Origin of the sequence: Sphingobium sp. CR28 (genome assembly GCF_052327305.1) — a bacterium.
Classification (GTDB): domain Bacteria; phylum Pseudomonadota; class Alphaproteobacteria; order Sphingomonadales; family Sphingomonadaceae; genus Sphingobium.
Genome location: NZ_CP182486.1, coordinates 2,504,042 through 2,529,879 on the forward strand (window position 1 = coordinate 2,504,042; position 25,838 = coordinate 2,529,879).

General features: G+C 62.1%; 25 protein-coding genes and 1 tRNA gene. 14 read left to right on the plus strand and 12 right to left on the minus strand.

What is annotated here, in order from left to right; all coding sequences use genetic code 11:
• Positions 1 to 10: 10 nt before the first annotated feature.
• Positions 11 to 646 (minus strand): type B chloramphenicol O-acetyltransferase, encoded by a 636-nt coding sequence (catB, locus tag ACNAOH_RS12020; protein WP_443972129.1) that lies wholly within the window; start codon positions 644 to 646, stop codon positions 11 to 13.
• A gap of 490 nt (positions 647 to 1,136) precedes the next feature.
• Between catB and ACNAOH_RS12025 the strand changes: the two genes are divergently transcribed.
• Together ACNAOH_RS12025 and ACNAOH_RS12030 are read left to right on the plus strand one after the other, a co-directional pair.
• On the plus strand, positions 1,137 to 1,916 hold the full coding sequence (locus tag ACNAOH_RS12025; protein WP_443970404.1) for a methyltransferase domain-containing protein: 780 nt from the start codon (positions 1,137 to 1,139) through the stop codon (positions 1,914 to 1,916).
• Between the two features lie 387 nt (positions 1,917 to 2,303).
• Positions 2,304 to 2,936, plus strand: a complete 633-nt coding sequence (locus ACNAOH_RS12030) for a tyrosine-type recombinase/integrase (protein WP_443970405.1) — start codon at positions 2,304 to 2,306, stop codon at positions 2,934 to 2,936.
• 188 nt (positions 2,937 to 3,124) lie between these two features.
• Here the strand turns inward: ACNAOH_RS12030 and ACNAOH_RS12035 are convergent, their stop codons facing one another.
• A complete protein-coding gene (locus ACNAOH_RS12035; protein ID WP_443970406.1) occupies positions 3,125 to 3,517 on the minus strand; it encodes a MerR family transcriptional regulator in 393 nt (130 codons plus the stop codon).
• A gap of 34 nt (positions 3,518 to 3,551) precedes the next feature.
• On the opposite strand from ACNAOH_RS12035, the gene ACNAOH_RS12040 reads away from it, so the two are divergent.
• From ACNAOH_RS12040 to ACNAOH_RS12065, 6 genes are all read left to right on the plus strand, one after another.
• Positions 3,552 to 4,328 carry a glutaredoxin family protein gene (locus ACNAOH_RS12040; protein ID WP_443970407.1) on the plus strand — a complete coding sequence of 259 codons (777 nt, stop codon included), beginning with the start codon at positions 3,552 to 3,554 and terminating at the stop codon, positions 4,326 to 4,328.
• A 41-nt stretch (positions 4,329 to 4,369) separates the two neighbouring features.
• On the plus strand, positions 4,370 to 5,842 hold the full coding sequence (locus ACNAOH_RS12045) for a hypothetical protein (RefSeq protein WP_443970408.1): 1,473 nt from the start codon (positions 4,370 to 4,372) through the stop codon (positions 5,840 to 5,842).
• A gap of 49 nt (positions 5,843 to 5,891) precedes the next feature.
• A complete protein-coding gene (locus tag ACNAOH_RS12050) occupies positions 5,892 to 6,494 on the plus strand; it encodes a DUF305 domain-containing protein (RefSeq protein ID WP_443970409.1) in 603 nt (200 codons plus the stop codon).
• A 686-nt stretch (positions 6,495 to 7,180) separates the two neighbouring features.
• Positions 7,181 to 7,477 (plus strand): DUF3175 domain-containing protein, encoded by a 297-nt coding sequence (locus ACNAOH_RS12055; RefSeq protein WP_443970410.1) that lies wholly within the window; start codon positions 7,181 to 7,183, stop codon positions 7,475 to 7,477.
• Positions 7,464 to 7,757 (plus strand): plasmid stabilization protein, encoded by a 294-nt coding sequence (locus ACNAOH_RS12060; protein WP_443970411.1) that lies wholly within the window; start codon positions 7,464 to 7,466, stop codon positions 7,755 to 7,757. Before ACNAOH_RS12055 ends, ACNAOH_RS12060 begins: the two co-directional genes overlap by 14 nt.
• 3 nt (positions 7,758 to 7,760) lie before the next feature.
• On the plus strand, positions 7,761 to 8,150 hold the full coding sequence (locus tag ACNAOH_RS12065) for a four-helix bundle copper-binding protein (protein WP_443970412.1): 390 nt from the start codon (positions 7,761 to 7,763) through the stop codon (positions 8,148 to 8,150).
• A 319-nt stretch (positions 8,151 to 8,469) separates the two neighbouring features.
• Here the strand turns inward: ACNAOH_RS12065 and ACNAOH_RS12070 are convergent, their stop codons facing one another.
• On the minus strand, positions 8,470 to 8,844 hold the full coding sequence (locus ACNAOH_RS12070) for a hypothetical protein (RefSeq protein ID WP_443970413.1): 375 nt from the start codon (positions 8,842 to 8,844) through the stop codon (positions 8,470 to 8,472).
• 353 nt (positions 8,845 to 9,197) lie between these two features.
• Between ACNAOH_RS12070 and ACNAOH_RS12075 the strand changes: the two genes are divergently transcribed.
• Complete coding sequence (locus ACNAOH_RS12075; protein WP_443970414.1) at positions 9,198 to 10,022, plus strand: site-specific integrase; 825 nt, start codon at positions 9,198 to 9,200, stop codon at positions 10,020 to 10,022.
• 17 nt (positions 10,023 to 10,039) lie between these two features.
• On the opposite strand, the gene ACNAOH_RS12080 is transcribed toward ACNAOH_RS12075, so the two are convergent.
• The 6 genes from ACNAOH_RS12080 to ACNAOH_RS12105 all read right to left on the minus strand — a co-directional run bounded on the left by ACNAOH_RS12080 (position 10,040) and on the right by ACNAOH_RS12105 (position 15,995).
• A tRNA-Lys gene (locus tag ACNAOH_RS12080) sits at positions 10,040 to 10,115 on the minus strand.
• A gap of 131 nt (positions 10,116 to 10,246) precedes the next feature.
• On the minus strand, positions 10,247 to 11,356 hold the full coding sequence (rodA, locus tag ACNAOH_RS12085; protein ID WP_443970415.1) for a rod shape-determining protein RodA: 1,110 nt from the start codon (positions 11,354 to 11,356) through the stop codon (positions 10,247 to 10,249).
• On the minus strand, positions 11,353 to 13,515 hold the full coding sequence (gene mrdA, locus ACNAOH_RS12090; RefSeq protein WP_443970416.1) for a penicillin-binding protein 2: 2,163 nt from the start codon (positions 13,513 to 13,515) through the stop codon (positions 11,353 to 11,355). The genes rodA and mrdA overlap by 4 nt, the downstream gene beginning before the upstream one ends.
• Positions 13,500 to 14,009, minus strand: coding sequence for a rod shape-determining protein MreD (gene mreD, locus ACNAOH_RS12095; protein ID WP_443972130.1), 510 nt, complete (start codon positions 14,007 to 14,009; stop codon positions 13,500 to 13,502). Before mreD ends, mrdA begins: the two co-directional genes overlap by 16 nt.
• The gene (gene mreC, locus ACNAOH_RS12100) at positions 14,009 to 14,932 is read right to left on the minus strand and encodes a rod shape-determining protein MreC (RefSeq protein WP_443970417.1); all 924 of its coding nucleotides are present in this window, start codon (positions 14,930 to 14,932) and stop codon (positions 14,009 to 14,011) included. The genes mreD and mreC overlap by 1 nt, the downstream gene beginning before the upstream one ends.
• 19 nt (positions 14,933 to 14,951) lie before the next feature.
• Positions 14,952 to 15,995, minus strand: a complete 1,044-nt coding sequence (locus tag ACNAOH_RS12105) for a rod shape-determining protein (protein ID WP_443970418.1) — start codon at positions 15,993 to 15,995, stop codon at positions 14,952 to 14,954.
• Between the two features lie 146 nt (positions 15,996 to 16,141).
• Between ACNAOH_RS12105 and mutL the strand changes: the two genes are divergently transcribed.
• Complete coding sequence (gene mutL / locus ACNAOH_RS12110; protein ID WP_443970419.1) at positions 16,142 to 17,935, plus strand: DNA mismatch repair endonuclease MutL; 1,794 nt, start codon at positions 16,142 to 16,144, stop codon at positions 17,933 to 17,935.
• A gap of 14 nt (positions 17,936 to 17,949) precedes the next feature.
• Here the strand turns inward: mutL and ACNAOH_RS12115 are convergent, their stop codons facing one another.
• Together ACNAOH_RS12115 and ACNAOH_RS12120 are read right to left on the minus strand one after the other, a co-directional pair.
• Complete coding sequence (locus tag ACNAOH_RS12115; RefSeq protein WP_443970420.1) at positions 17,950 to 18,423, minus strand: MaoC family dehydratase; 474 nt, start codon at positions 18,421 to 18,423, stop codon at positions 17,950 to 17,952.
• An 11-nt stretch (positions 18,424 to 18,434) separates the two neighbouring features.
• The gene (locus ACNAOH_RS12120; RefSeq protein ID WP_443970421.1) at positions 18,435 to 19,691 is read right to left on the minus strand and encodes an alkaline phosphatase family protein; all 1,257 of its coding nucleotides are present in this window, start codon (positions 19,689 to 19,691) and stop codon (positions 18,435 to 18,437) included.
• Positions 19,692 to 20,250: 559 nt separating this feature from the next.
• Between ACNAOH_RS12120 and ACNAOH_RS12125 the strand changes: the two genes are divergently transcribed.
• Complete coding sequence (locus ACNAOH_RS12125) at positions 20,251 to 20,859, plus strand: hypothetical protein (RefSeq protein ID WP_443970422.1); 609 nt, start codon at positions 20,251 to 20,253, stop codon at positions 20,857 to 20,859.
• A gap of 176 nt (positions 20,860 to 21,035) precedes the next feature.
• Here ACNAOH_RS12125 and ACNAOH_RS12130 read toward each other — a convergent pair whose 3' ends face one another.
• Positions 21,036 to 23,138, minus strand: a complete 2,103-nt coding sequence (locus ACNAOH_RS12130) for a RelA/SpoT family protein (protein ID WP_443970423.1) — start codon at positions 23,136 to 23,138, stop codon at positions 21,036 to 21,038.
• A gap of 139 nt (positions 23,139 to 23,277) precedes the next feature.
• Here ACNAOH_RS12130 and ACNAOH_RS12135 point away from each other — a divergent pair, with 139 nt between their 5' ends.
• From ACNAOH_RS12135 to ACNAOH_RS12145, 3 genes are read left to right on the plus strand one after another with little or no spacing between them, the layout of a single operon-like run.
• Positions 23,278 to 23,733 (plus strand): winged helix-turn-helix transcriptional regulator, encoded by a 456-nt coding sequence (locus ACNAOH_RS12135; RefSeq protein ID WP_443970424.1) that lies wholly within the window; start codon positions 23,278 to 23,280, stop codon positions 23,731 to 23,733.
• Between the two features lie 55 nt (positions 23,734 to 23,788).
• Entirely contained in the window at positions 23,789 to 24,886 is a 1,098-nt protein-coding gene (locus tag ACNAOH_RS12140; protein WP_443972131.1) for a sensor histidine kinase, read from the plus strand.
• Positions 24,883 to 25,683, plus strand: a complete 801-nt coding sequence (locus ACNAOH_RS12145) for a LytR/AlgR family response regulator transcription factor (RefSeq protein WP_443970425.1) — start codon at positions 24,883 to 24,885, stop codon at positions 25,681 to 25,683. Before ACNAOH_RS12140 ends, ACNAOH_RS12145 begins: the two co-directional genes overlap by 4 nt.
• The last annotated feature ends 155 nt before the right edge of the window (positions 25,684 to 25,838 follow it).

Here is a 25,838-nt window from a genome sequence, read left to right on the forward strand (position 1 = left end):
GTTCATGATATCAGGCAGATTGGATATTCAGTTGCCAAAAGCTGTACAGCCCCACGATGTTGCCGCTGGTCAGAAATGGCATTGCATCGCGCAACTGATCATCACTCCAATCCCACCAGCTTAGCTCAAGCAAGCGAGCGATGTCGTCGTCAGTAAACCGCTTACGGATCACCTGGGCCGGGTTTCCACCGACGATTGTGTAGGGAGCAATATCCTTCGTTACGACGCTGCGTGTGCCGATGATTGCCCCGTCCCCGATTTTAACACCGGGCATGACCATCGCTTCAGATCCAATCCATACATCGTTGCCGACAATGGTGTCCCCGGCCGGCCGATATCCGTTCTCAGCTCTGGCGAATGCGGGAACCTCCGGCATCCAGAAAAATGGAAATGTGCTTATCCAGTCGCTTCGATGGCCCTGGTTGCCGGCCATAATGAACGCCGCGCCAGAACCGATCGAGCAGAACGATCCGATGATGAGTTTGTCTGCGTCCTCGCCGGGCAGCAGAAAGCGAGCGCAATCGTCGAAGCCATGACCGTGATAGTAGCCGGAATAGTAGCTGTACCTTCCAACCTGAATGTTGGGGTTGGTAACAAGACGATCGAGAGTTATGCCCTTGAACGGGCTTTCGAAAATATTGGGCATCATGATTACCTGAATGCTAGCTCGTCGCGGTCGCGGTAAGATTCGGCCAACCGTTTGGAGGGACGCGCAGGGACGATCAGTCGATCGCCCGGCTCAGCTTCTCACGTCACTAACGCGGAAGCGTCATGCAGATGGTACACGGGGCTGACTTCATTCTGACATCATGCCGCACCCAACCGGCAAAGCCAAGCACGGTTGAGAGGTTCAAACCCCTAGTGATTCTGAAATCGCCGACAAAGCGGACATTGGACCGCTCGAAGCGCCTTCCTACAATCTGCTCTTCGTTCATCAGGCTGTGCGGCAAAGGGATCGGGCGTCATTGGGGACATACCTGCCACACACAGCGCCCTCGCCGAACGGCGGGTTCAGCCAAAAACTCCCGTTCGCGAGTGTCCCGAAAAGGATTGAATTTCGAGACAGATTAAAGGTGGGAGTGCCAACCCGGCTCAGATGCCTTGCTCGCTTCAAGGTTACTCCCTACTATGAGACAATGTCACATCATAAGCCCGCGTTAGCTAATCCGGCGAATGCTCCAAGCACCCGCTTCTTTCCCAATGTGGGGATCACCGCGAACATGCGCGTGCTTGATGTTGGATGCGGCAACGGTGATCTGAGCCGGTTTGTGGCTGGGTTGGTTGGTCCGGGTGGCGAGGTTGTTGGTGTTGACACGAGCGAGGAAGCGCTAACGTCGGCACGCGGCGTACCAACCAACACGGAGACTGCCCCGATCCATTATCAAATCGCCGATCTGAGCGTTGAATTGCCCGATCTTGGCGTGTTCGACGCAATCGTCGGCCGGCGAGTGCTGATGTACCTTCCGGATGCCGCTGCAACGCTGACCCGACTGGCACTTTTGGCAAAACCGGGCACGATCCTCGCCCTGCAAGAACATGCCCGCGCCGATCTGCCGGCCGGCACCAACGCTCTCCCGGTGCATCGGCAGTGCTACAAAATGATATGGCACACCGTCGCTGCGGAAAAGGGAGACGTCGGCCTCGGCTATCGCCTCGCGGCTCTGATACGCGCAAAGGGATTCACGATCGAGCACGCACGCAGCGAGGGCGTTCTGATTCAGCCTTGGGAAGAATCCTTCCTGCCAACGCTCATGGGTATCATGCTGCCACGCATGGTCGAACACGGTGTCGTTCGAGATCAAATCGATTTGGATACGCTCGCCCAGCGCCTTGATGACGAGCGTCGAGCAGCGAACGGCACGATTTTTTGGGATCTTGCCTTTCTTGTATCGGGTCGTTTCAAAAGCGTCGGATAACTCGAACGAACTTCCCAGTTGGGGATCTTCAACGGGACGGGCCGAGCGCAGCGATCTCTCCCATATCTATAGGTGGCAGTTTCCTCAGAATCTGTTCCCAATTGCTCTTTCCCGAAACTTTCTCCGAGAGATGGAGAAATGGGACTGTCAAATGGTGTGTAGCAGCAGCAAGCGTTGGGGAGGAGGAGCGTGCGACGAACGGCCTTCGACCGGGCGCTCCTTGTCCTTGGTCGAGAACCTATGACTGGCCGCTTTCGGCGATAGCGGTAGTACCCGTGACCCGACCGGAACGGCTTGAGTTGGTCGGCATAGGCCCTCCGTGGGGCACCAGACCGTCAAATCCAAAGACGTTCTCCCTTTGGCCGCTCTGGCCATAGGAGAACGATCATGGAGATGTCTGAAACAGAACTCACCGCCACCAAACGCCCGGTCTGGAACGCCGGAAGGACCGGGGGTGCAAAGCGGGCTCTGAAACCGAAGCAGATTTGGGAAACCCGTTTCTACCTCAATCAGCGCCGCCGCTTGCGAGATCGGACGCTGTTCGATTTGGCGATCGACAGCAAACTCCGAGGCTGCGACTTGGTGCAAATGAAGATCGGCGACGTTGTCAGCGGCGGCCATATCGGGACGCGGGCAATCGTGATGCAGCAGAAAACAGGTCGGCCTGTTCAGTTCGAGCTGCTTGCAGACGCTCGCACCAGCCTGCTGGCTTGGCTTGAGCGGCGTGGCGGCACAGTGGACGACTATGTCTTCCCCAGCCGGGTCGATCGCAATGGGCATCTCAGCACGCGCCAGTATGCCCGGCTCGTCGATGAATGGGTGACCGGCGTCGGTCTGATGCGAAGCGAGTATGGAACGCACTCACTTCGGCGAACGAAGGCATCGATCATCTACAGGGCGACTGGCAACCTTCGCGCCGTCCAGATCCTTCTTGGACATAGTAAGATCGAGAATACGGTGCGCTATCTCGGGATTGACGTGGAGGACGCACTTGCCCTCGCCGAGAATACAGAAATTTGAACATCGGCTCCTCGCCTCCAGCGAGGGGCCAACCTAGCGGCGCGTGGGACTCTCCGGCCGTTCCTGCCTACTTTGGCGAACGCCGGTTCTCAGGCGGACCTCTTTGATCCGACACATGCACATGAGCATGGCTCGTCGCCCACTTACGCAGCCGCGAAAGGTACTCACGAGCCAGCGCAGCTGCGGCATCATCGCTCAAAGGCGGTGATGATCGGACAGGGGCCAGAACTGCCGTGCCCGCACGCCTCCGCGAGACGCTTGAGCGATGCCCGCGCGTCCTGAAGTTCCGCAATCTTGGTGTCCAACGCCGCGACGCGCGACCGCGCCAACTCCCTCGCTCGGGCGCGGTCGTCGATCGCATCCAGATTGAGGAGTTCTCCTATCTCCTCCAACGTGAAGCCCGCCGCCTGCGCTTGGCGGATGAACTTCAGTCTCCGTACGTCCGCATTGTCATAGCTGCGGAAACCGCGGCCGTCCGGCCTCGCCGGTTCCATGAGCAGGCCACGCCGCTGGTAATAACGCACCGTTTCCACGCCGACCCCGCCGGCCTTCGCCAGCCTTGCAATCGTCATTCTCGTCATAGGCCTTGACTCCGGACTATACTACGGACCTTATATGGGTTGGGTGCCGCATTCGGCAATCAGGAGCGCACCCGTGTCTACCAGTCCCACCGCCGTCTTATACCGCATGGTGATGCCTGCGCATGTCTGCCCCTACGGCCTGAAGGCGCTCGACTTGCTGACGCGCAAGGGCTTTGAGGTGGAGGACCACCATCTCACCACCCGCGCCGAGACGGACGCGTTCAAGGCCGAGCACGGCGTGAAGACGACGCCCCAGGTGTTCATCGCCGACGAGCGCATCGGCGGCTATGATGACCTTCGTCGGCACTTCGGACAGCACGTCGCCGAACCAGGCGCCACCAGCTACCGTCCCGTGATCGTCTTGTTCGCGATGACCGCGCTGCTGGCGGTGGCGGGAAGCCACGCCGCCTTTGGCTCGCCCGTCACCGCACATACGCTTCAGTGGTTCGGCGGGTTCAGCATGGCAATTCTTGCGCTGCTCAAGCTGCAGGACGTCGAGCGCTTTTCGACGATGTTCCTCAACTACGACCTGCTAGCTAGGCGCTGGGTTCGCTACGGCTACATCTACCCCTTCGCTGAAGGTCTCGCTGGCATATTGATGGTTGCCGGCGTCCTCACCTGGCTATCGGTCCCGATTGCGCTGTTCATCGGCGGCGTCGGCGCAGTTTCGGTATGCAAGGCCGTCTATGTCGACAAGCGCGAGCTGAAATGCGCCTGTGTCGGCGGATCGTCCAACGTGCCGCTCGGCTTCGTCTCGCTCACGGAGAACCTTGGCATGATCGCCATGGCTGTTTGGATGGTGACGATGTGACCCGCCCCGCCAGACGACGGATTTCTTTTTCGGAGCACCGCATGCGCATTGTCCACCTACTCGCCGCCACCGCCGTCCTGTTGCCCGCCGTGACGCACGCCCAGGACATGGGTGGCATGGAACATCAGCATCGAGCAACAGCGCCAACGACAGCGCCGGCGCCTGCTCAGACCGATCCGCAAGCGCAGCACAATGCCCCCGCACCGACGCCAAGCGCACCTGCGCGTCCACCGCAGGCGGCAATGCCCGGAATGGATCACGATGTGATGGGGCACGGCCCAGCCGATAATGGCGAGATGCACGGGATGGATCATGCGAGCATGGATATGCACGGCATGAAGGGCGCGCTCGGGCCCTACAGTATGATGCGCGACGGCTCCGGTACCGCCTGGCAGCCCGAAAGCTACCCGATGTGGGCGATCATGGGCAAGGCGGGCGACTGGTCGACCATGGTCCACGGCTTCGTCACCCTCATCCACGACGACCAAGGTGGACCCCGCGGCGACCGCAAGACCTTTTCGACCTCGATGCTGATGGGCATGGGGCAACGCGAACTTGGCGGCGGTACGCTGACGCTGCGTGCGATGGGTAGCCTCGATCCCTTGATGGGCAAATCGGGCTACCCGTTGCTTCTCGCCACCGGCGAGACCGCGGATGGCCGCACTGAACTGGTCGATCGCCAGCACCCGCACGACGCCTTCATGGAACTGGCCGCCGCCTACAGTCATCCGCTCGGCCGCGATCTATCGGGCTTCGTTTACCTCGGCCTGCCAGGAGAACCTGCGCTGGGGCCCACCACCTTTATGCACCGCTTCTCAGGTATGGCGAACCCCGAGGCGCCGATCTCGCACCACTGGCTGGACTCGACGCACGTGACCTTCGGCGTCGTCACCGCCGGCCTCGTCTACAAGGGGCTGAAGCTAGAGGGCTCCATCTTCACTGGACGTGAGCCCGATAAGAACCGCTGGGACATCGAGCGTCCGCGGATGGACAGCTGGTCGGTCCGCGCTACCGTCAATCCAACGCCCAACCTGTCCGCGCAGGTGAGTCACGGATTCCTGCACAGCCCCGAGGGGCTGCATCCCGAGGAGGATGTGCGCCGTACCTCGGCATCGATCACCTGGAACCTGCCGCTGGGTGGAAATCGCAACTGGCAGTCGACCTTCGCCTGGGGCCGCAATGACCCATCCGGTGGCGACCATGGCTACACGACCGATGCGTTTCTCCTCGACAGTGCCATCCAGCTGGGCCGGTGGACGATCTTCGGCCGCGCCGAAAACGTCGATAAGGACGAGTTGTTGGGCGACGAGCACGATGGCGACGCGCTTGCCGGGCGCGTCTTCAACGTGAGCAAGCTCAGCCTGGGGGGCTACCACTCGATTCCCCTCGGCAAGTTGGCGCTCGACCTGGGCGGACTGGTCAGCAAGTACGACCTGCCGCGCGACATCCAGCCTCGCTACGGTTCTGATCCGACGAGCTTCATGCTGTTCACCCGTTTGAGGATCACTGGATGAGGAACTGCCCCACACTCGCGGGTTATTTCGATGGGATTAGGAGCATGACATGGATAAGCACGCGCAGAGCCATCATAGTCAGGGCGGCATGAGCATGAGATATAGTCGCTTCGCCGCGATGATCGCCACGTCGACCATCGTGATGTTCGGCCTCATGTATCTAAACACCTATGCCATGAGCCACGTCGGATACAGCCAGACCCGCACTTGGATGGCCGTGTTGATGGGTGCCGTCATGGCGCTCATCATGATGGGCTTCATGTGGAGCATGTATCCGAACCGCCGAGCCAACAGTGGCATCGCCGCCGGAGCAATCGCCGTCTTCGCAGGAGCGCTCTGGCTGGTCCGCAGCCAGGAGAGGGTCGGCGACGTCAGCTACATGAAAGCGATGATCCCGCATCACTCGCTCGCGATCATGACCAGCGAACGCGCCCACATCAAAGATCCGAAGGTGCGCCTGATCGCAGACCGGATCATCGATGCGCAGGTGCGCGAGATTGCCGAGATGAAGCGCGAAATCGCCCGGCTTGAAGCACACCCCACCCCGGACGGCGCGCCAGACCTTCCTTCATACCGTGATCGCGGCGCGTCGCCGCCGAAGGGGGAAACGGACGCTGAGGCAGGCGTAAACACGCTCCGGCCTATCCGATAGTCTGACTTTCGCTGCGGAGGCGACTGCTTCTGTCGGACTCGGACGTTCTACGCGCGTGACTGGAACGGCCAAATCTGGTCGAGAGCCGCCGGTTCCGGAAGATACCGACGCAGCGTCCACAGCCGCCAACAATCCGGACATCGAAGGCGCCCTAGGGTATTCCGAAACCGGCCGTTGGTTCACGGCCGCCGAGATTGGACTGTGCCGTTGGAGCTCGCATCAGGGGCTCGCGCATTCGCCAAGGATGGTTGAAGCGAACTGCGGCCGCTGACTGCAGTCAAAGTGATACACCTAGGTTAATTTGTACAACTTCTAGCGTTTGAGGCGGAACGGCTAGCAGGAGCATAGGTTCTGTTTTCATCGCGACCTCGGCTCATTGAGGAAGATCCGATGAACGACACGCTAGCCACCCCGCCACAAACACCCGGTCCGATCATGAGGGCGCTGGAAAAAGGTCGCAAGGAGAGAACCGATGACAAAGGATGATGCTGTTCAGCCGCACGCGTCAGAACCAGCGGAAGGCGGCGCTGGGACGCCTCCGCCGGAGAGGGGATCGCCGACACCACCCGATGATGGATTAGACGATGCTGTCGATCAGGATGCGGAAAAGGATAGGTCAGAGAGCAATCCTCTGGCTCCACCCATCAATACCAATCCGGGTAGCTGACCCGAGCGGGAGAAGTCCGATGATCAGGCACAAATGGTCACAGGATGTGACCGACCATAGCGATGCGCTCGATCTAGACGACGGCGTGTTCAAGCAGGATGATCCCAAGGCGATCGCCCTCTCGCTGAAACGCTCCGCCGAGCATAGCCATCGGCGTAAAGGTACTCCGCTGCAATCTGCAATGAGCATGCTGACGTTCTACATCAACCGGGCGGGGGACAATCTTGGCGCCGGGCAGAGGGAGATCCTGGAAAAAGCCAAGGAGGAGCTTCGGGCAGCCTTCGACAGAAAGGAGAAGGGCGATGCCGCGCGGTGACAAGTCCAGATACACCGACAAGCAAAAGCGCAAAGCCGAGCATATCGAGGACGGATATGAGGATCGTGGCGTGTCCAAAGACGAGGCGGAACGCCGCGCCTGGGCGACGGTGAACAAAGAGTCCGGTGGGGGCAAGAAGTCGGGGTCGGGGCGGGGCAAGACTGGAAACCACGAGAGCTCGAAAAAAGGTGGTCACAAGGGTGGCACAAGTCAGAGCGCTGAAAGGCGCTCCGCCGCCGCCAGGAAAGGCTGGGAAACCCGCCGCAAAAAGGAGAGATGAGCCATGTCGATCCACAAGATGATTGCCCTTCATCCGGACGTGGGTGATGACTTCAACGATATGCTCGCGACGGCAGCAAGACATGCCATGTTCTGTGCCGAGATGTGCACTAGCTGCGCGGACGCCTGTGCGGCTGAGACGATGGACATGCGGCAGTGCATCCGCTCGTGCCTCGACTGCGCCGATGTCTGCGCGGCAACTGCGCGGCTCGCCATTCGTCGCACGGGGCAGAATATCGAGGCGCTGCGGATGATGCTCGAAACCTGCAAATCGATCTGTGATCTTTGCGCCGAGGAATGTTCGCGGCACGCTCACGAGCATTGCAAGCTCTGCGCCGAAATGTGCCGCGAATGCGCTAGCGACTGTCGTGCGGCGATCCCGACAGTCCAGTGATCTGGGACCGACGAAGACATGCCCGGCACATCCAAGGGTGTCGGCGCAGTTGAAGGGGTCGCATCTGTAAGGTTCTTTGATGACCAGTCTTGCGTGCATCAATCGGCGACACACCGCGCTCAATACCTTGTTGGAAAACGCCGACTACCTGATTGGCTGCGGGTAGGGCGGCAGCTGTCGCCAACATGTCGGACGTTCAATCTGCCGAATTAGCATCCCGAAAGCGGCCATTTGTTCATCTCCGCCTTAATGAGGCGAACTGGGACTTTTCTGCCTGTCGCAAGCATGGATCGAGCTGCACACTTGTTAGATGCCGATGTTAACGAGCAATGGTCATCAGCAGTTCGTCGAGTTGTTCGTAGAGATGATCAGTGGGATCGCCTCCCCCATCGCGTTTGCGCAGCATCTCGCAAAGCTGATCCATGCCGATGCAGAGTATAAGCTTGCCTTGCTCGCGGAGCGATCCACGGCGCGCTTTGCGCGCGCTTTCGCTGGCGCCATTCCGGGCCACGATGATCGCAACTGAACGCAGCGCAGCGGTGAATAGATATTTCTCGGTGGTGTAGATCTGATCCTGCGAGATGGGGTCACTATAGTTTTTGAACTCGAAGATCACGTATCGTGTGCGGAAGTCACTCGCCAAGCTAGACCAGAAGGGGTTCTCCGTTGGGACAAGCCGGGCGATGATGTCCATGCGATGGAAACCGCCATCGACCTCATTTTGCGGCCGCCAGCCAGCAAACTCCGTTCCGAACATCAGCCGTGCAGGAAAATACTACGTCAAGCTCACAGCACCTGACGGAACGCTCATTAGACGCTCTACTGGAAAGACCGACAGGCTGAAGGCGCTCGAATATCACGATAAGTTGAAGGCCGAGCTGTGGGATCTTGTCAGGCTGAAGCAGAAGCCGAAACGGACATGGGACGAGGCTGCTTTGCGGTGGCTGAAGGAGAAGGCACACGAAATCCTACCGGGACGATGTGAGCCGGATCCGTTGGTTCACTAAGCATCTGCGTGGCAAGACATTGGATCAAGTGAGCAGGGACATGATCGACCGGCTCATATCGCGCCATTTCGCCCGCAAAAGCGATCGCACCAAGGATCTCTATGTCGCGCTTATCCGCGCGATCTTCCGGAAGGCGATGCGGGAATGGGAATGGATCGCGCATGTGCCGGCGTTCAAGACCTATGCGCACAGTGGCCGGGTCAGGGTGCGGTTTCTCACCCATGATCAGGCCGCTGAGCTCATGGGTCGGCTTCCTGAACACCAGCGCGAGGTGGTGCTGTTCGCTTTGTCGACCGGCCTGCGTCAGGGCAACATACTCCATCTGCGATGGGATCAGGTCGATATGACCCGGCGTATCGCCGCGATCGGATATGGCGAGACCAAGAACGGGGAGGCGCTCGGCGTTCCCCTGAACGAGGCGGCCCTTGGCGTGTTGCGGCGGCAGAAGGGCAAGCATCCGGTTCACGTATTCACATTTCGGGGCAAGCGCCTTGCCAATGCGAATACGCGGACCTGGCGTGCAGCATTGAAGGCCTGCGGGATTGAGGATTTTCGCTGGCACGATCTGCGGCACACCTGGGCGACCTGGCTCCGGCAGAACGACGTGCCCACCTGGGTGCTTCAGGAGCTGGGGGGATGGAAATCGGAGACGATGGTGCGGCGTTATGCGCACATGTCGGTGAAGCATCTCCAGCCCTATGCCGACCAGCTGATTTTGCCGGGCACAGACCCGCTGATTAATCCGGTCACAGACACGAAAAAGTCTAACTGCCCGGAAAAGCTGGGAAGCCCAGGTCACAAAAATGGTCACAGTGAGAGCCGTCCGCGGCTCAAGCTTGTCGCCGGCCTCGACGTAAACTCTTGATTATGAAGGAAGAAAAATGGTGGACGCACTAGGGCTCGAACCTAGGACCCGCTGATTAAGAGTCAGCTGCTCTACCAACTGAGCTATGCGTCCATCCGGGGTCGCTCCGTGGAAGCGGAGCTGAGAGGAGAGGTGGCTCCTCGGATCAGGAGCGCGCGGTTAGCATCGACCATCCGCTTTGCCAACAGGAAAATGCGCAAAAGAGAACGCAGGGGGCGCCCGCGTCAGCGCCAGGCGCCCGAGAGCCTGTCCTGATTACGGTCAATGTTCCGGATGATGCCGATGCAAAGCATGACGGTGAGCATCGAGGAGCCGCCATAGCTCATGAAGGGCAGCGGGATGCCGACGACCGGCGCCAGACCCATCACCATCATTAGATTGATGGCGATATAGTAGAAGATCGTCATGGTGAGGCCCGCAGCGACGAGGCTCGCGAAGCGGTCGTCCGTGCGCTGGGCGACCCGCATGCCCCAGCGCAGCAGCATGAGGAAGGCGACAATCAGCCCCACTCCGCCGATCATGCCCCACTCCTCCGCCATGGTGGCAAAGACGAAGTCGGTGTGGCCCTCGGGCAGATAATCGAGGTGGCTCTGCGTGCCCTGCAGGAAGCCTTTGCCGAAGATGCCGCCCGAGCCGATCGCGATCTTGGACTGGCTGATATGATAGCCCGCGCCAAGCGGATCGCTTTCCGGATCGAGGAAGATCAGCACCCGGTTCTTCTGATAGTCGTGCAGGAAGCTGAAGGCGATCGGAACGATGGCCGCGAATGCGCCCCCGGCAGTGAGGAACAGCCGGAGCGGCAGGCCGGCCATGAACATCACGCAGATGCCCCCCAGCGTTACCATAGTGGCCGTGCCGAGGTCCGGCTGCACCAGCACCAGCGCGGCCGGCACGCCGATGATGAGGAGGGCCGGCCAGATCGCGGTCCAGCTGCGCGTCTGGCCCATGGGCAGCAGCGCGTAGAAGCGGGCAACCGCGAGGACCACGCACACCTTCATCATTTCGGACGGCTGGAACTGCATGAAGCCAAGGTTGATCCAGCGCTGACTGCCACCAGCCACACCGCCGATCAGCTCCACCAGAATGAGCGCGGCAAGGATCGCGAGATAGGCGGGAAAGGCAAACCTCGAAATCCACTCGAAGCGGATACGCGAGACGACCTCCACCATGCCAAGGAAGATGAGGAACCGGGCCATCTGCATGCCCGCCCAGGGTTGCACATGGCCGCCCGCAGCGCTGTAGAGCACCACGGCGCCAAACAGCGCGATGGCGAAGAGTAGGCCGTAGAGCCGCCAGGGCATCGTCGCGACGGACTCGGGGACGATCCCTCTCATGGCTGCTGGCTCCCGGTTCCGCCTGTACCCGTGCCTGTGGCGGCAGGGCTGGGGCTCGGGCTCGCACCGGGGGTCGGAGCGGGCTCCGGGGCTTGCCGGCGTTCGGTTTCGGCAGCCTCACGCGCTTCGGTTTCCGAGACACTGTCGGCATCGTCATCTGCGCCTGGTCTCGCCGGGGCAGCGGCGTTCCCTGCGGCATTGGCGGGACTGGGAGGTGTGCTCGCTGCCAGACCTTTCTCGATACGATAGGCGTCGAGCTGCCGGGCAAGGCGGTCCTGAGGTGTGCCGCCCCATTCCGCCTCAAGGGCTGTCAGCTTTTCCAGCATCTTGGGCCGGTCATAAAGATAGGAGAGGCAGTCGGCCGAGATCATCGGCGCGTCCTGAACACGGCTGACATGGCCGCCATGCTCGATGATGCAGCCGATGGCGTAGCGCGGACTATCGTAAGGCGCGAAGCCGAGGAACAGCGCATGATCGCGCAGCTTGAAGGGAAGCGAGGCGTTGCCGCGCACGCCCGATCGGCGCTCGGCCATGGTGATGCGGCGCACCTGCGCGGTGCCGGTCTTGCCTGCCATCAGCACATCGGGGATGGACATGCGCGCGGCCGCGCCCGTGCCTCCGCCGTTCACCACGGCACTCATGGCATTGCGGATGACCTCGAGATGGTCCGGCATGATGCCGAGCAGGTCGCCGCCATGCTGCTTGCCGTCCATGATATATTTGGGCGAGAGATTGCGGCCAGAGGCGATCCGCGCCGCCATTACCGCGAGCTGAGTGGGGTTCACCAGCATATAGCCCTGGCCGATCGTGGCATTAACCGTATCGTAGGCCTGCCATTCCTTGCCGTATTTCTTCAGCTTCCAGGCAGGATCTGGGACGGTGCCGTAGCTCTGGCTGGGGAAAGGCAGATCGAACCGCTGACCCAGACCCAGGCGCCGCGCCATGAGGGCAATCGGGTCCATGCCGATGCGCTGGGCCATGACGTAGAAATAAATGTCGCAGCTCTGCGCGATGCCGCGCTGCATGTTGACCGCGCCATGGCCGCGCCGTGACCAGCAGTGGAACAAGGTGTTTCCCACCCGGAGCGCGCCGCTGCAACCCACGGTCTCCTCCGGGCGTACGCCGGCCTCAAGCAGCGCCATGGCGACCATGGGCTTCACGGTTGAACCGGGGGGATAAAGACCCTGCAACGTCTTGTTGCGCAGCGGCACATGGTCGTCCTGCGAGAGCATCGACCATTCGAGCTGGGAAATCCCGTCCGAGAAGCTGTTGGGATCGTAGCTGGGCATGGACGCCGAGCAGAGAATGTCACCGGTGTGGCAGTCCATCACCACGACCGCGCCGCTCTGCGTTCCCAGCCGCCGCCCGGCAAACTCCTGAAGGCCCGCATCGATGGTGAGGCGCATCGTCCGCCCCGGCGTGTCCGGCCGGGTCTCCAGATCGCGCACGACATCGCCGCGTGCCGTCACTTCCACTCTGCGCGCGCCGGGCTTGCCGGTAAGATAGTCGTCGAAAGACTTTTCAAGGCCTTGCTTGCCGACCTTGAAACCCGGCGTGATAAAAAGCGGGTTGCGCGACTTCTGATAGTCCTCCGCCGAGGGCGCGCCGACATAGCCAATGAGATGGCCGACCGAAGGTCCGGCGGGATAGTTGCGCGAGAAGCCCTGCGCGGGCGCGACACCGGGCAGATCGCCTAGCCGCACGGAGACGGCGGCGAACTGCTCGTAAGTCAGGCCGTCGGAGACCTGCACGGGCTGGAAGCCGGCTGCCTTTTCCAGATCCTCGTTGATCCGCTCGACATCGTTGGGCGAGAGCGAGAGCAGTTGAGTGAGCGTCGCGACAGTCTGCTCGGGGTTCTGCAGGCGATCCTTGATGAGATCGACGCGGAAGTCCGTGCGATTATTCGCGATCGGCAGGCCATTGCGATCGATAATCCAGCCTCTACGCGGCGGGATGATCGTCAGGTTGACGCGGTTGCTTTCCGAAAGCAGCCGATACTTCTCGTTCTGGGCAATGGCGATGTAGCCCATGCGCCCAGCAAGCAGCGCGCCGACACCGGCCTGCGCGGCGCCAAGGAACATGGCGCGGCGCGAGAAAGTGAGCGACAATGTGGCGGCTGAAATATGCTTTTTGCCAAAGAGATTCACGGCAATCGCCATCGATCGAGCGTGGCGCACACCCGCACCACGAGCGGAAACAGCAATATGCTATATCCGATCTGAGGCAAGAGTTGAACCACCGGCCCGCCATGGCCGGAGAGGCGCACGATCAGCCCGCCTCCCACCAGCCAGACCGCGATTGCGACTGCGGCGATAAGCCAGTCCTGCAGATAGTCGCGGAACAGGTGCCTGCGGCTGTCGAGCTCGATGCCGAGCAGGATGAGTGTCCAGAGGACCATGCCTGTGCCCAGCGGCTGTCCGCTCGCCAGATCGTCAAAGGCGCCGAGCGGCAGGCCGATCCACACCGGCCACAATTCCGGGCGAAGCAGTCGCCAGGCCAGGAACAGCATGAGGCCGAAGGGGGGGAGGATCGGCGACTGCGCCACGATGGGTAGCGCGGTGGCGAGAGAGGCCAGCATCACGGATATGATGGGCGTGGCCTTGATGCGAAAAGGCGTGCGTTGCCGGCCGAGCCGGGTCGCGTTGAGCGGCATCATGGCGCTGTCCGGGCTCGTTCCGGGGCGGCCTCATTGCCCCCGGCCGTGGGCTGAAGCACGGGCGGCGCGGTTGCGGGCTCCGGCCTGAAGGGTGCCTGCACGGCGACGAGTTCGACGCGTGCGGGATTGGCGAGGGGTAGCGCGATGGCGACATCCCGCTCAAGCCGCGCCACGACGGCGACGGGTATATTCGGGCGATAGAGGCCCCCTACGCCGGAGGTGACGACGACATCGCCGGGGCGGAAGGGATTGCGCTCCGCATTGAGCGGGCGGATCTCCACCGTTCCGTCGTCCCGCCCGCGGGAGATGCCGGGAATATTGTCTCGTGTCCGCCGCACCGGCACGACATTGCCTTCGTCCACGAGCAGGAGCACGTCCGCCGTATTCGGGCTGGCCAGGATGATCCGGCCGATCAATCCCTCGGGCGCGCGCACCGGCATGCCGGCAAGCACGCCGCGCCGGGAGCCGATGTCGAGCCGGGCGATCCTGCGGCTGCTCGACGAGGTCGAGCTGATGAGCCGTCCGGCGGCGACCATGCCGTCATCCTCGTTCATGAGGTTGAGCAGGCGCTTGAGGCGGATATTCTCCTGACGGATCGCGTCGGCCTCGATGAGCTTGGTGCGGTTCGCCTCCACCTGCCGGTGAAGCGCGGCATTCTGCGAGCCAGCGCGGATATAGGCGCTGATCGCCTCGTCGGCATTGCCGACGCCCCGCACGAGCGAGCGGAGCGACACGGAGACCGGGCGGGTCGCCTCCGCCACTGCGCTGCGCAGCACGGCGAATCCCGACGGGTCGGCAATGGAGACGATGATGAGCAGCACACCGAGCAGCATGCCGCCAATGGCAATCACATAGGTCGCGAAAAGCCCGTATTGGGCCTTCCGATCATAGCCGGGGCGCCGATTCTCGCCTGGCGCCATGCTCGACGGCTCCCTAGGATCAGGCGGTCTGCAGGACGCCGCGGAAGATCGGGTCCTCCATCGCGCGGCCAGTGCCGATCGCGACGCAGGTGAGCGGATCTTCGGCGACGGTCACGGGCAGGCCTGTCTCGTCCCGCAGCTCTTCGTCCAGACCCTTGAGCAGTGCGCCGCCGCCGGTCAGGACGATGCCCTGATCCACGATGTCCGCCGCGAGTTCCGGGGCAGTGTTCTCCAGCGCCACGCGCACACCGTCCACGATCGTGCTGATCGGCTCGGAGAGTGCATCGGCGATCTGGCCCTGATTGATCTGGATTTCCTTGGGCACGCCGTTCACCAGATCGCGACCCTTGATGTGGATGATCTCGCCGATGCCGTCCGCCGGCTTCTGGGCGATGCCATATTCCTTCTTGATGCGCTCGGCAGTGGCCTCGCCGATCAGTAGGTTATGGTGGCGCCGCACGAAGGAGACGATCGCCTCGTCCATCTTGTCGCCGCCCACGCGCACGCTGGTGGTGTAAGCAAGGCCGCGCAGCGAGAGCACCGCGACTTCCGTCGTGCCGCCGCCAATATCCACGACCATCGAGCCGATCGGCTCCGTCACCGGCATGTCGGCGCCGATCGCGGCCGCCATCGGCTCCTCGATCAGGAAGACCTGACTTGCGCCGGCATTGCTCGCCGCATCGCGGATCGCGCGGCGCTCCACGCGGGTGGAGCCCGACGGCACGCAGATCACGATCTCGGGGAAACGCAGCATCCGGCGGTGCCCGTGCACCTTGCTGATGAAGTGCTTGATCATCTGCTCGGCAATGTCGATGTCCGCGATCACGCCGTCACGCAGCGGGCGGATTGCCTCGATCGAATCCGGGGTCTTGCCCATCATCAGCTTGGCGTCGTCGCCCACAGCCTTGACCCGCTTCACGCCGTTCAGCGTCTCGACCGCGACGACCGAGGGCTCGTTCAGCACGATGCCACGGCCGCGGACATAGACGACGGTGTTCGCCGTGCCGAGGTCGATGGCCATATCGTGGGAGGAAAACCTGAACATTCTGGAGAAGAACGACATTGAAGGTCCTGTTCTTGCTGCGTTCGCCCAACCGGGATCGTACGGCGGACGGGAAAGGAGCACGAAACGGCCGACACCACAATCTTTCAGGAAGTCGCGGAAATTCCGGCTCGCGAAGGCCGTTCGCTTGGTCTAGTCAACGATCAATGTCAATACGCCGCCTCCCGCCAGATCTCGTCAATCGCATTGCCGCAGGCGAGGTGGTCGAGAGACCGGCAAGTGCCCTCAAGGAAATCGTCGAGAACGCGCTGGACGCCGGCGCGGGGCGGATCGCGATAACGCTCTCAGGCGGCGGACTAGCGGGAATCGTGGTGAGCGACGATGGCCATGGCATGCCCCCGCACGAGCTGCCGCTTGCGCTGGAGCGGCACGCCACATCCAAGCTGGCGGACGATGCGCTGGAGCGCGTCGCAACGCTCGGTTTTCGCGGTGAGGCGCTGCCCTCGATCGGCAGTGTTGCTCGCCTCACGATCGAAAGTCGCCCCAGCGGGGCGGATGGTTGGTCCGTTGTCTGTGACAATGGCGTCATCGAGGGGCCGTCACCGCGCGCCATGCCACCGGGTACGCGCGTGAGTGTCGAGAGCCTTTTCGCCCGAGTGCCGGCTCGCCTCAAGTTCATGCGCAGCGCGCGCTCGGAATATGCCGCCTGTCTCGATGTTGTCCGGCGCCTTGCCATGGCGCGCAGCGAGGTGGCCTTCACGCTGGAGCATGATGGGCGTCGCGTGCTCTCGCTCGCGGCGGGGCAGGATCGCGAGGCGCGCGTGTCCGAACTCATCGATCCGGAGCTGGCCAAGAATCACGTCGTCGTGGCGCTTGAGCGAGAAGGGGTGATGCTCGCGGGCGTCGCGTCATTGCCCACTTTCCATCGCGGGGCGGCCGATCATCAGTATCTCTTCGTCAATGGCCGTCCCGTGCGCGACCGGCTGCTTATCGGCGCGATCCGGGGCGCTTACGCGGACTTCATCGCGCGAGACCGGCATCCCGTGCTGGCGCTGTTCCTCACTGTGCCGCCCGAGGCTGTGGACGTGAACGTCCACCCCGCCAAGACGGAAGTGCGCTTTCGCGATCCGGCATTCATGCGCGGCATGATTGTAGGTGGCCTGCGCAGGGCACTGGACGGGGCGGGGATGCGGGTGGTCCAGCAGCCTGACGCCGCATCTGCATCGCTCTGGCGGCGGGAAGGGGAGAGCGCGCAAATGCTCTTCCCCGCCGCGCAGGCGCCTGCACGCGGACCGGACGATGTCGCCTGGGCGTCGGCAGGACTGCTGGCTGACCGGCAGAGCGACTTTGCGGGCTTCGTGCCGCAGGCGCGGGCCGAGCTGCCGCCGGCCGAATCGGCGGCGCGAGAGAGCGCGCAGTCCTTCCCTCTGGGCGCCGCACGGGCACAAATCGCGCGGACTTATATCGTCGCGGAGGCCGAGGACGGGCTCGTCATCGTCGACCAGCATGCCGCGCATGAACGGCTGGTGCTGGAGCGGATGCGCGCGGCGCTCGGGGCGGGCGCGGTCGCCCGGCAGGCGCTGCTGCTGCCGGAAGTGGTGGAACTGGAAGAAACGGCCTGCGATCGCATCGAGGCGCGCCTTGCCGAGCTGGCTGAGCTGGGGCTGGAGATGGAGCGCTTCGGCCATGCGGCGATGCTGGTCCGCGCGACGCCCGCGCTGCTTGGCGCAAGCGATGTCGCCGGGCTGGTGCGCGATCTTGCCGACGATCTCGCCTCGTTGGGAGAGGCTGTGGGCCTTAAGGAACGACTGGACCATGTCGCGGCAACCATGGCGTGCCACGGGTCGGTGCGGGCCGGCCGGGCACTGGGCCTCGCGGAAATGAACGCTCTCCTCCGGGAGATGGAAGTGACTCCGCACAGCGGCCAGTGCAATCATGGGCGCCCGACCTGGATCAAGCTCGCCCATGGCGACATCGAGAAGCTGTTCGGCCGGAAATAAAGGGACTTAACCCCCTATTGCGCCGGTCGCCTGCGCCACATGCTGATGGGGATCATGGTCATCACTGGCTCGCCATTCTGATTGAGCACCGTGGTTCTGGTCTTGATGATGCCCATGTCCGGTCGGCTCTTTGACTCGCGCTTCTCGATCACTTCGGTCTCTACCGAGAGCGTGTCGCCCGGATAGACGGGCTTCAGCCAGCGCAGCTCGTCCACGCCGATCGCGCCGAGGCTCGATTCCTGATAGCCGGGAATCGACTGCCAGAAGGTGACGAGCATGTGCATCATCATGCCGGCGCTGTGCCAGCCGCTCGCCGCGAGCCGGCCGAAGGGAGTCTTCGCCGCTTCCTTGTCGGAGAGGTGGAAGGGCTGTGGGTCGAAGCGATTGGCGAAATCGATTACTTCGTCGCGATCGACCTCATAGAGGCCGAACGCGTGCCGCTCGCCAATCTGGAAATCCTCGAAATAGGTGATTTTCGCTGGTTCCATATTTGCTGGACCTAAGGGCGGCGGAGAGCAGGCGCAAGGCTCTGCAGGCTGCCATCCGAGGGAGCAGGCGGAATATCGAGCAGCCGGCACAGCAGCGAATAGACATCGACATTGTCGAAACGCGGCAGCGTGGTGCGTGGCCGGAAGGCAGGACCGTTCGCGATGAACATGGCGGCCACCTGCGGCGCGTCGGGGTCGTATCCATGCTCGCCCTTGGCGATGCCGCGCGGTGTCTCGGGGAAGCTGTAACCCACATCGGCCATGCACAGCCAGGGCGGCGCCCGCCGGTTGGCGCCGAATTTGAACCGGGCAGGGAGCTTGTCACGCGGCCAACAGGAGAGATGCGGCGGCGGGCTCGCGAGCTTTGCGGCGACCTGCGCTTCCATGCCGGACTTGGGGAAGATGTCGAGCAGCGGCCCCTCGGTGATCGATTCCATGATCGCCGGGTCGATCACGTCGCTGAGCGGGCGGATATGGTCCGCCTCGACCCGCGCCATGCCATGATCGGAGACGATGACGAGATTGACCCGCCGGCCCATCGCGGCGAGCTCGTCGGCGAGCCGGCCGATCTGTGTATCCACTTCGCGGATCGCCGCCGCTTCCTCCGGCGAGCCATAGCCCAGGTTATGCGCTGCGCGGTCCACCACGTCGAAGTAAAGCAGCATGAGCGCCGGGCGGGTTTCGGCGGGGCGCCGCGCCCAGTCTAGGATCATATCGACGCGCTGCATGCTCGTGGTCGCACTGTCGAACGGCCACCAGGAGGAAGGCCGCCTGCCCTTTATGGCAACGTCGCTTGCCACCCAGTGCATCGTCGCGGTGCGGATGCCCGCCCGCTCCGCCTGCAGCCAGATGGGGTCGATCTGGTCCCACCAGAAGGGATCGCGATTGGTGAAGGGGTCCGTGTTCTTGAAGGTCACGCCCGGCCGCGTGGGGTCGCGCATCTTCTGGTCGACAATGCCGTGGTGGTCCGGCCGTAGGCCAGTGACCAGTGCGATATGATTGGGGAAGGTGTTGCTCGGAAAGCTGGGCCGCATCGATCCCGAGACGCCCTGCGCCGCAATTGCATCGAGGCGCGGGGTCAGGCCCTTGCTGAGCCGGTTAGCGCCAAGGCCATCGACCGAGACGAGGAGGGTCAGCGGCGCCTCTTCTTGTGTCCGGGTGGCGCTGCTCGCCGTCGCGGGGCCTGCACCTTCCGGCGCGGCGCAGCCGGAGAGAGCAAGAGCGATGGGAAGGACGAAGGCGGGAAGAAAGTGGGGCACGAGTCGCATCGCGCTTCAGCCTATAGAGGGCGGCGTTTCACCTCCATGACAAAGCTACGGAAGTGAGCCCGCTACCGCCTGAATAAATGTCGGCTTATGACGGAGGCGAATATGGGCTGGACAGCTGATTTGTTGGGGAAAGCGGACAGGCAGCTCCGGTGCGAATATTGGGCATGCTGCTCTATCGCCAACTCTCGGTGCGATCGTGGACGAACTGGCCGCATTGGCGTTAATTTTACCAGCGCTGGACGACCGCGCGATATACTACATATTGTACGTCATTCCGCATTATACTGCGCTTATAGCCAGTAAAAATGCGCCCCCACTGAGTGTTCACGCCGGTGAACAACTCTTTGTTTAGCCCGTGGAGACAGCAGTGCTGGTCAGACCATTTCATAGGGTTCATCGCCCCGTTAACCCGGCTCACGAAAATGCGGGTTACAGTAGCTGGGGCTACATTATCGATCCGGACTACGCGAAAGCACCGGTGCACTATGTCAGGGCACTGCAGCTTATACAGGGGGAACTTCGACAAATATTCGAGTACGTCGAGCCTAGCACACTTAGCATGGCCGCCTATTCATACAGAATACACGCACTTATCATGCGTACGTGCATCGAGATCGAGGCAAACTTCAAGGCGATTCTGCAAGAAAATCTATTCACGCTGCCCTCCAACGGCCGGCTCGATATCCGCCACTATCGCAAGATCGACGCAAGCCATCATCTGTCGTCTTACAAAGTAATGTTGCCGGTTTGGGACGAAGTCCCCCTGATCATTGGGCCGTTTGCCGAGTGGCTGCGGTTTCGAGGCCAAGCTCTACCGAGTGGCGCGAGCCCATCGCTGCCGTGGTATCAAGCCTATAACGACACCAAGCACGATAGACATCTCCAATTTGAGAAGGCAAACTTGGACATCCTTCTCAAAGCGGTAGCGGCTTTGGTTATCGTAATGTCAGCCCAGTTCAGGGGTGAAGACTTTGGCGCGGAAGGGCGCGGGTTAGCAGTGTCCGGCTATGACTATCACGAAATGGAACCAGCCACAGGGGGCTTGTTCCGCATTGAGTACCCTGGAGATTGGTCAGAAACTGAACTGTATGATTTCGACTGGAGCGTGCTCCGAGAACAGCGCGGGCCTCGTTTCGACAAGTTCGACTATGACGCCATTCCGATTTAGCTGGTCCGTCGATAATAACGAAGTAGCTATTGCAACGCTCTCTCAGCATGTCACCGACCTCACTGCCATTGCAATGTTGGCGTATCTGGAGAGACATCTTTGGCAGCTTTGTCCGCTCTCGAGACCAGCGGTGCTATAGCTGCCGCCCCGCAAAGCACGCTACAAAATCCATGTCCCTAAACCCGCTCCGCCTGCACAACCGGATCGATCGCGCGCAGCGCAGAGATGATCCGCGCCACATGCGCTGCATCCTCCACTTCCAGATCGATGAGATCGGTGTGGAACGGCCCCTCGCGCGTCACGAGTTGCAGGTTGAGGATGTTCGCCTTGTTGACGCCGAAGATGTTCGACACGGCGGCAAGCGCGCCGGGTTGGTTCTTGACGATGACGGAGAGGCGCGCGGTGCCGCCCGATGCGCGGTCGTCCCAATTGAGGTCCACCCAGTCCGCGTCCTGCCCGGCTTCCAGCGCCAGACAGTCGATCGTGTGGACCTCGATCGGCTCTCCGGGGCGACGCAGGCCCACGATGCGGTCGCCCGGCACCGGATGGCAGCAGTCCGAGAGCGTGAAGGCAATGCCTGGCGTCAGGCCGAGCATGGAAATGGCGTGGTTCTGCGAAAGCCGGTCCTGCTCGCCCGGTTCCACCTGCGCGCTGCCGGGAACAACGGCATTGAGCACTTCGGCATCGGTGACGCGATTTGTCGCGATCGCCATCATGAGCGCGGCGCGGTCTTCCAGCTTTAGGCGCTTCACGGCGGCCTTCATGGCCTTCTCGCCTAGCTTGCTGGTGATCTCCTCGGGCAGGCGGGAGACGATCTCTTCGTAGAGTTTCTCGCCTAGCGCAATCGTCTCGGCCCGCTGCTTCTGGCGAATATAGCGGCGCACAGCCGCGCGTGCCTTGCCAGTGACGGCGAAGGCCAGCCAGCCCGGCTGCGGCTCCTGCGCGTCCGACTTCAGGATCTCCACCTGATCGCCATTCTCGATGAGGGTCCGCAGCGGCATCACCCGGCCGTTGATCTTGGCGCCCACCGTCTGGTTGCCGAGCTTGGTGTGCACGGCATAGGCGAAGTCCACCGGGGTCGCCCCCTTGGGAAGCTGATGCACTTCGCCGCGCGGGGTGAAGGCGAAGATGCGATCCTGATACATCGCCATGCGGGTGTGTTCGAGCAGCTCGTCGGGATCCTGGCTCTGTTCCAGAATTTCGATGAGGTCACGCAGCCAGCCGGCCTGACCGTCTGGCCTGGCCTTCTCCTTGTAAGCCCAGTGCGCGGCGAGGCCGAACTCGCTGTCGCGATGCATCCGCTCCGAGCGTATCTGGATCTCGATGCGGGCATTTTCTTCATGGATCACGGTGGTGTGCAGCGACTGGTAGCCGTTGCGCTTGGGCGTGGAGATATAGTCCTTGAAGCGGCCGGGCACCATTTTGTAGCGCTGATGGATGAGGCCGAGCGCCCGGTAGCAATCGTCCGTGCTGTCCGCGATGACGCGGAAGGCCATGATGTCCGAGAGCTGCTCGAAGCTGATGTGGCGCTCCTGCATCTTGCGCCAGATCGAATAGGGGTGCTTCTCCCGGCCAGAGACCGTGATGTGCATGCCGGCAGTGGAGAGCATGGTCTGGAGGCCGAGCGCAATGCGCGTCACCTTGTCCTCGCCGCCTTCCTTCAGCTGATCCAGCCTCTTGGTAATGCTTTCATAGGCTTCCGGCTCAAGCTGCTGGAAGGCGAGAAGCTGCATCTCCCGCATGAAGTCGTACATGCCGATCCGCTCGGCGAGCGGCGCGTAGATCTCCATCGTCTCACGCGCGATGCGCTTGCGCTTCTCCGGGTTCTTGATGAAGTGGAGTGTGCGCATATTGTGCAGCCGGTCCGCGAGCTTGACCAGCAGCACGCGGATGTCCGTCGACATGGCGAGGAGGAACTTGCGGAGATTTTCCGCTGCCCGCTCGCTTTCGCTCTGCGCCTCGATCTTGGAGAGCTTGGTCACCCCGTCGACCAGCTGGAGCACGTCCTTGCCGAAGAGCCGCTCGATTTCCTCGGGCGTCGTCACCGTGTCTTCCAGCGTATCGTGCAGCAAAGCCGTCACGATCGTCTTGTCGTCAAGGAAGAGGTCGGTGAGGATGCCGGCCACTTCGATCGGGTGACTGAAATAGGGGTCGCCGCTCGCCCGCTTCTGGCTGCCATGCTTGGCCACGGAGAACACATAAGCGCGGTTGATGAGGGACTCGTCCGCCTCCGGGTCGTAGCTGCGGACCCGCTCAAGAAGTTCGTACTGACGCAACATTATGTGGAAGATGGAGCGGCCAGCGTCAAAAGTGCAACAGCTTTCTCATGAAGGACACGGAAAAACGGACAATTTCCGTCATGCGATGCGCGGATGCCTCACGCGTGCAATTCGTGCGGTTACGCTCTAGATTGAGTAAATGACGATGCAACGCGCCGAAGAAGGGCTGGGAGGCTGTGCGCTCCCGATCGCGCTTGAGGCGATGGGGGAGCGCTGGTCTTTCCTCATCCTGCGCGCCTCGCTCGACGGCATCGAGCATTTCGAGGACTTTCAGGCGACGCTTGGCATTGCCCGCAACATTCTGGCGAACCGCCTGTCGCGGCTGGTCTCCAACGGCATTCTTTCGCGCGAGCGGATCGAGGGAGACCGGCGCCGTGTCGCCTATCGCCTGACGCCGAAGGGGAGGGATCTCCTGCCGGCGATGATTGCCCTGCGGCAGTGGGGCGAGCGCTGGGGCGGCGGGCCGCCGTGCGACAAGGTGCTGGCGGACGCGCGCGATTATGCGCCGATCCGCCCCATTGCCATACAGGCGCAGGACGGCCGCACCCTCGGCCCGGACGAAATCTGCTGGAAGCTGCGAGAAGGCCGCCCCTGATATGGCATCCGCGACCCTCTTCAATCCCGCCCGGAAAGACGGTAGATCACGCGCGATGTCGGTCATTCCCCTTCAGCCTCAGCCATTCTTCCATGACAAGAACCGGGCCTTCTGGAGCCTTCAGTCGGTCGGCTGGGGCGGCGCATTCCTGCTGCGCGCCATTTCCGGCGTCGCCAATGGCCAGCCGGCGTCCTTTCTCGTTCCTATCCTCATCTCCACGATCACTGGCTATTCGCTGACGCTGCTGATGGCGGTGGGCTACCGCCTGCTGCTGACCCAGCGGCCAATCATCACCTGGACGATCTCCATCGCGCTGGCCTTCACGGCGGGCGCGGTTTCCGCGTTCATCGATTCCTGGGTTTTCGCGACGCTCAACCCGATGGGCGATGCAAACAGCCTCAAGCTGTTCCTCGGCGCTTTCTATCTCAACTTCACGCTCCTCGGTGCGTGGTCGGCGCTCTACTACGCGATCAACTTCTTCCTGACTGTCGAGGAGCAGGCCGATCAGCTTCAGAAGCTGGAGAATCAAGCCAGCGCCGCGCAACTCGCGATGCTGCGCTATCAGCTCAATCCGCACTTCCTGTTCAACACGCTGAACAGCATCTCGACGCTGGTGCTGCTAAAGCAGACCGAGCGCGCCAATGCGATGCTCTCGCGGCTCTCCGCCTTCCTGCGCTACACGCTTATCAATGAGCCCACCGCGCAGGTTTCGCTGGATCAGGAAGTCGAGACGCTCAAGCTCTATCTCGATATCGAGAAGATGCGGTTCGAGGACCGGCTGCGGGCGATTTTCGAGATCGACCCCGAGGTGGCGGACGCCCGGCTGCCTTCGCTGCTGCTTCAGCCGCTGGTGGAAAATGCGATCAAATATGCGGTCACGCCGCAGGAAGAGGGAGCCGAGATAACGATTTCAGCGCGGCCGGTCGGTGAATCCGTCCGGATCGTCGTATCCGACACCGGGCCGGGATTGCAGGACGATCCCGGTCGGTCGACGATCGGAATGGGTGTGGGACATGTCAACATCCGGGAACGGCTGGCCCAGGCCTTCGGGGAACGGCAGAGCATGGAAACGCGTTCTGCCCCGGAGGGTGGTTACAGCGTGATCATCGAAATCCCCCTCCCGAACCGTGAACAATCGAAAGTTGCCGCATGACAATCCGTACAATTCTCATTGATGACGAAAGCCTCGCGATCCAGGGGCTCACCTTGCGCCTGCAGGCTCATGAGGATGTCGAAATCATCGAGACATGCACGAACGGACGTGAGGCCATCCGGGCCATCAAGACTCACAAGCCCGACCTCGTCTTTCTCGACATTCAGATGCCCGGTTTTGACGGCTTCTCCGTCGTCCAGGGCGTCATGGAGGTCGAGCCGCCGCTCTTCATCTTCGTGACCGCCTATAGCGATCATGCCATTCGCGCGTTCGAGGCGCAGGCCATCGATTATCTGGTGAAGCCCGTCGATGAGCAGCGGCTTGCCGACGCGCTGGAGCGGGTGCGCCAGCGGCTCAGCGAAAAGCGCAACGTGGCTGAAGTGGAGCGCCTGCGCGAAGTGCTTGCCGAAGTCGCTCCGCAGGCCATGCAGGGCCTCTCCAGCGAGCCCGATACCCCGGCGGCCAGCCGGTACGAGAAGCTCATCAACATCAAGGATCGTGGCCAGATCTTCCGCATCGACGTGGACTCGATCGAGCGCATCGACGCGGCGGGCGACTATATGTGCATTTATACGGCGGACAACTCGCTCATCCTGCGCGAAACCATGAAGGATCTGGAGAAGCGGCTCGATCCGCGCAACTTCCAGCGCATACACCGCTCCACCATCGTCAACCTCAGCCATGTGCGGCAGGTGAAGCCGCACACCAATGGCGAGTGCTTCCTCGTGCTGGAGTCAGGCAGCCAGGTGAAGGTCAGCCGGTCCTATCGCGACGTGGTGGCGCGCTTCGTCCATTGACGGGGTGGGTGCGCGTCTGCCGTGGAGCGAGACGCTGTTGCATCAATGCTCGTCCGCATCGCCGCTCTCGACCAGATTACGACGTTCGCCTGTATTTGCTCGAATGTCCAGATCTGATGGTAGCTGTCGGCCTGGCGCTCCTAAACTGCCGGACA